Origin of the sequence: Sphingobacterium sp. T2, assembly GCF_000814685.1 — a bacterium.
GTDB classification, from domain to species: domain Bacteria; phylum Bacteroidota; class Bacteroidia; order Sphingobacteriales; family Sphingobacteriaceae; genus Sphingobacterium; species Sphingobacterium thermophilum.
The window spans coordinates 1-4,824 of the sequence record NZ_JXAC01000278.1 but is presented as its reverse complement, the minus strand read 5'-3'; the positions used below and the strand labels follow the sequence as shown (position 1 = coordinate 4,824).

Below are 4,824 nucleotides of genomic sequence, written 5' to 3'. Positions count from 1 at the left end.
CTAAGATTTTTTGATRKTTTTTTGAAATAAGATTTTAAGGAAAATAGTTGTTAATTTTGTCGCATGGCAAAGATGTTCAATAATATCGAGGATTTGATCGACGAGATGGTATACTGCTTTAACGAGCGGGTGATGTTCAACCTATTGGAGGAGCGCGATATTATTTCGGTTTTGCCTATAGAAGATGCGGATAAGGCTGCCGACTTTTTGGAGAAAACCAACAAGGTCTTGGCAGACTTCTTCGAAATCTATGACGAAGACTGTTATCCGCCTAGTAGTCTTTCCGACAAGGATGAAAACCCTATTTTCTTCTGGAAAGATTATTTGAATTGCTTTTTCGATTTCGAGCTAGTGGATGACGACACTGTCAATGCTAAGTATGCTGGTACTCCTTTCGGCCTGTATCAGATTACGGGTATAGCCTTTCGTGACGAGGTCAACAAGCGCTTAAAACGTCGTCGTCTGAATGGTATCCGTCTGGAATACAAGGTGAAAGAGTCGCCGGAAGATAGGATGCTGCACTGGAAGAGAACCTATGACAAAGAATTGTAACATTTTATCTTTCATACAACTTTATCTCTTTTCTTGCGTTATGGTTTTATAACCAATTATAGAAAGGAGATTTATTATGAATCTTGCAGATAAAAGGCTTCCACTCCATTCTTCGCGAACTTCCGGCAGAGTTTCATGGATGGATTATTTACGTATCACCTTGGGAATCATTATTCTTGCCAAGGGGATAAGCTTTGTCAACGACAGGGAGGCTGTTCGTAGTTTGATAGAGCAGACCCATTTTCAGCTTTCTATATGGGGAGCGGTGCATTATGTGGTGTTTACCCATCTGGTAGGTGGCATATTTATCATTTTGGGTTTTCAGACACGTCTAGCCTGCATACTTTTGCTGCCCGTGCTTGTGGGCGCCGTATTTTTTGTGAATATCACCTACGGCTTTGGATTCCTGAATTCCGAACTGTGGCTTTCTGTGATAGTACTGCTGCTATTGATAGTTTTTATGATCCGCGGATCGGGAAACTACTCTTTGGATAGGATGATGAATAAACCCGGATATCAACGGGAAATATAATCTGAAAGGGCAACAGTATAGTTGCCCTATTTTTTTGTAAGTTGAGGAATGTAGTAACGATAAATCATGTTTCATCATAAAACTTAATAGTCTCTGCGGAAGAAAGATATCTTCAGTCGTCATAATGTTTTGAGCTAAATATTAATAGGATTTTCTGTCTTAACAGAAAGTTTATAGCGATATTTGTGCAATCTTAATGCAAATAAAACTATTTATGATTAGTAAAGCTGGTAGATATCTTTTGCTGTTGCTTGTCTTTTCTGTAGTCTTTTGGGGCAACACTGTAGGACAGGACAGCCTGAATAACCGGGTTCATGTGGATACTGCCCGTCATCTTCCCGACTCTTTGCGGAGAGAGCTACGTGGTCTTTCCGTTAATTTCTTAAATAACATACATGTAGGAGACATAAACAAAGTTATTGAAGGAATTCAGAAGAAAGTTGAAGAGCATAGCAGCATCTTACGTGATAAGACCAAAGACGGTTCGGCTGTCGTTTTGGAAGAGGCCGAACATAACAATGCACAGCTCAACTCCATGAAGCAGTCGTTAAGTAACTATCTGCTTAGTGTGGGTGAGTCTAAACGTGCTATAGAAGAGTTTATCGCCAAATACGATATTCAGGAAGCAAGATATCCGCGACTTAGTAGCCATCTTGGTGAGTCATTGCGGCAGCTAACCTTGAAGAACGATTCCCTCTTGCTTGGAGGCGAATGCTATGGTAGCAACCCTGCTGAACCATAACAAGCAGCTTCTGGCCCAAGCCGGAAGCATAGGACAGGGGGATACAACAGCAGCATCTGCGGGAGCGACAGCATCACTTTGGGCCTCCAAGAAGCAGAATATTTCCAAAGAGACACTTATAAACAACATCAAAAACAATTACAACAGCAATACCATTAGCCGTTACTTTAACGATATACCTTAGAGTTCACGGATACTGTTGTTGATATTGGCTTTGGCATATGGCTATTGGTGTTTTCGTATCCATTACGAAATCAACAATAAAAGAATATTGCGACAGGACTTCGCAGGCTGACGTTGACGGTGACACTGAAGACCATTATTTTCTATTTTACTTTGTTGCCCTTAGTCAGTCTTTTCACACCTACTTTCGTCATCCAAGGGGCACAGATACTTATTGTATTTCTATATCTTACTTTGGCATACGACAAACTTACCAGTAACCTGAAGAAGGTATTAAGGGCTATTGTGCTCTTCTATATTTTGGATGTATTTGTTAATATGATTGTGAGCGACGATCTGTTGCTCCGTATAATATGTATTCTGTTCAATGTGTTGGCGTTGGGGATGGTGAGCTATAGCAAGAAGAAAATTAAAGACAAAACCTCTGCCGGATATATCAATAATCTTATCTATGTCATCTTTGCCATTCTCAATGTTACAGCTATAATCCTCAATATTATCGGCAAGGTAGATATGTCGAGAAGTTTCAGCATAGCTTGTGCGGTAGGGTTAGTGCAGTCTTTCACGCTGCGCTATTTTGTGGAGATGATAAGGGAAGATCTTAACAAGCAATTTGAGCATGATAAGCTGTATCGTGGATTTTTCCTTCGTTTCAATAGAGAGCGTGTGTTGAAGCTGGTGTTGGAACTTACACGTCTCATATGCCTCATTCTGGCTGTCCTAGTATTGGCCAACAACTTGCAGTTTATAGATACGCTGGTACACTTCAGCGAAACTGTATTGGAGAAGAAGCGCAAAATAGGGGACATCAGCTTTACATTTTCTAATCTTATAGTGGCGGTGATTTTACTGCTGGTGACCAACTGGTTACAGAAAAATATAAGTCTTATCGTCTTCGGTGGAGAGGATGGTCAGCTTACGCAGAAGTATAACCAGAAGATGACGCTGTTTCCTCTGGTACGTCTGGCCATCATCCTTTGTGGATTTTTCTTTGCCATTTCCGCATTGGGGATGAGTATGGATAAGCTTACGGTTGTGATAGGGGCTCTGAGTGTAGGTATTGGTTTGGGATTGCAGAATATCATCAACAACTTTGTGTCGGGAATCATTCTCGTATTTGACAAACCTTTTCGAGTGGGCGATCAGATTGAACTCGCCGACAAGAAAGGTAGGGTGAAGGAGATAGGCATCCGCGCCAGTGTCCTCCAGACATCGGATGGTGCCGATGTTATCATTCCTAACGGAGACCTCCTTTCTGGAAGGGTGGTAAACTGGACATTATCCCACGAATATAGCAAGACCAGCTTCATCGTGATGGTGGACAAGCGTGCAGAACTGGATGAGGTGAAACAGTGGATAACGGCAGCAGCAGAAAGTAGCAGCTACTTCGTGAAAAATCTCGACGTCTCCGTTAGTGTACAGGATATAAGTGCAGATATGGTGTATCTAAGCATAACGGCATGGGTGAACTATGCCGCCAATGCAGGCTCTTTCAAAAGTGAGGTTTTCTTAAATCTTTATAAAAAATTCGAGGAAGAAAAACTCAAATTTTACAGTGTGGCGCCGGTAGCCCGTCTGTAAGCATAAGAAAACAGTAAAGGCAATGCTTTTTCGCATTGCCTTTACTGTTTAGAGTATTCTTTTGTTTAGAAATTCAGCTGTGCCGCCTGCGCAATTTTTTTAGGGATATCGGTGTTGTCCATTTTGTTATTGAACAATTCGGCGCCTTCTCCTATGGCATATACAGGTACATATCCTGCCGAATGGTTTGTCGATCCCCAGCTTAAAGAAGCTATTTTGTTTAATATTTTAATACTTAATGCGGCGAGCTTGTCGTCGTTGGCATAAAGCGTTTTTGTAGTTTCGTTGACATGGTTTACGAAGCTCTTTTCATAGGCTTTGAAGAGAGACTCTTCGTCGCCTTTGGACACCTTAAGATGGGTGAACAAGCCGGTATTGTCGGCGATAAGCTGTTTTATTTCATCCCAGGAGGCGTTAGGCTTGTCGTTGCGCAGGTTGCCTATCAGGGAAGACAATGTGCCTTGCGACACCTTCTGATGCGCTAAGGCTGCTGTGTTAAGCTTAGAAGAACCGTTGCCTATGACTAAGCCGCCTGTTTCATGGTCCGCTGTCACAACGATAAGTGTTTCTTTAGGATTCTGCTTGTAGAAGTCGTATGCCAGCTGTATGGTCTTCTGGAAGTCTATCACTTCATGGAGTGTGGTTCCTCCGTCGTTAGAGTGTGACGACCAGTCGATTTTTCCACCTTCCACCATCAAGAAGAAACCTTTGTCGTTGTTTTGGCTTAGGTGTTTTATTGCGCCTTTGGTGATGTCCTCCAAAGTCATGTCCTCAGTATCTTGGTCTATGGCGAATTTCAGCGAGGCCGTATTCTTAGGGTCGTCATTGATCCATACCACTTTTTGGTTGTTGTAGTCTTTGTTGAGGAAAGCCTTTTTACCTTTAACGATTTTATACCCCGATTTTTCTAGGATTACATGAACGTCGGTAGCTTCTTCCTTTTTTAGGGTAGTGGTAGGTTTAAGAAATCCGGAGCCGGCAAAGAAGTCAAAGCCCGATTTAGGGATTTGTAAAGCTATTTCATAATAATGTCCTCTGTCCGGTTGGTTGGCATAGAAGGAAGCCGGAGTGGCGTGGTCTACACTCACGCTAGTGGCTATGCCTACTTTCCATCCTTTTTCTTTGGCTGCATATGCTATGCTCTTGTAAGATACTGTCGCTGTACTGTCATACCGATGTACTCCATTTTTGGTTCCTTTTACCTACGGCCAAAGCGGTTACCTCCTGCACTGGA

General features: G+C 42.2%; 6 protein-coding genes and 1 pseudogene. 5 read left to right on the top strand and 2 right to left on the bottom strand.

All coding sequences use genetic code 11. The features are described from left to right. The first annotated feature begins 63 nt into the window (after positions 1–63). The 5 genes from SD31_RS14030 (at position 64) to SD31_RS15730 (ending at position 3,590) form a co-directional block, all read left to right on the top strand. Positions 64–552 carry a hypothetical protein gene (locus SD31_RS14030; RefSeq protein WP_039054576.1) on the top strand — a complete coding sequence of 163 codons (489 nt, stop codon included), beginning with the start codon at positions 64–66 and terminating at the stop codon, positions 550–552. Positions 553–628: 76 nt separating this feature from the next. Further along, positions 629–1,084, top strand: a complete 456-nt coding sequence (locus SD31_RS14025; RefSeq protein WP_039054575.1) for a DoxX family protein — start codon at positions 629–631, stop codon at positions 1,082–1,084. Between the two features lie 214 nt (positions 1,085–1,298). Next, positions 1,299–1,826, top strand: a complete 528-nt coding sequence (locus SD31_RS15740; RefSeq protein ID WP_052259094.1) for a hypothetical protein — start codon at positions 1,299–1,301, stop codon at positions 1,824–1,826. Then, complete coding sequence (locus tag SD31_RS15735; protein ID WP_052259093.1) at positions 1,801–2,010, top strand: hypothetical protein; 210 nt, start codon at positions 1,801–1,803, stop codon at positions 2,008–2,010. Before SD31_RS15740 ends, SD31_RS15735 begins: the two co-directional genes overlap by 26 nt. A 119-nt stretch (positions 2,011–2,129) precedes the next feature. After that, positions 2,130–3,590, top strand: a complete 1,461-nt coding sequence (locus SD31_RS15730; protein ID WP_231561690.1) for a mechanosensitive ion channel family protein — start codon at positions 2,130–2,132, stop codon at positions 3,588–3,590. A gap of 65 nt (positions 3,591–3,655) precedes the next feature. Here the strand turns inward: SD31_RS15730 and SD31_RS14015 are convergent, their stop codons facing one another. Beyond that, positions 3,656–4,504 carry an alkaline phosphatase gene (locus tag SD31_RS14015; RefSeq protein WP_262506655.1) on the bottom strand — a complete coding sequence of 283 codons (849 nt, stop codon included), beginning with the start codon at positions 4,502–4,504 and terminating at the stop codon, positions 3,656–3,658. A gap of 111 nt (positions 4,505–4,615) precedes the next feature. Beyond that, a pseudogene (locus SD31_RS21455) lies at positions 4,616–4,735 on the bottom strand (alkaline phosphatase); the annotation flags it as partial. Positions 4,736–4,824 lie beyond the last annotated feature (89 nt).

Excerpts from the sequence above, each read along its gene's own strand:
- SD31_RS14025 (WP_039054575.1), top strand. The coding sequence starts at position 629 with ATGAATCTTGCAGATAAAAGGCTTCCACTCCATTCTTCGCGAACTTCC.
- SD31_RS15735 (WP_052259093.1), top strand. The coding sequence starts at position 1,801 with ATGGTAGCAACCCTGCTGAACCATAACAAGCAGCTTCTGGCCCAAGCC.
- SD31_RS15740 (WP_052259094.1), top strand. The coding sequence starts at position 1,299 with ATGATTAGTAAAGCTGGTAGATATCTTTTGCTGTTGCTTGTCTTTTCT.
- SD31_RS14030 (WP_039054576.1), top strand. The coding sequence starts at position 64 with ATGGCAAAGATGTTCAATAATATCGAGGATTTGATCGACGAGATGGTA.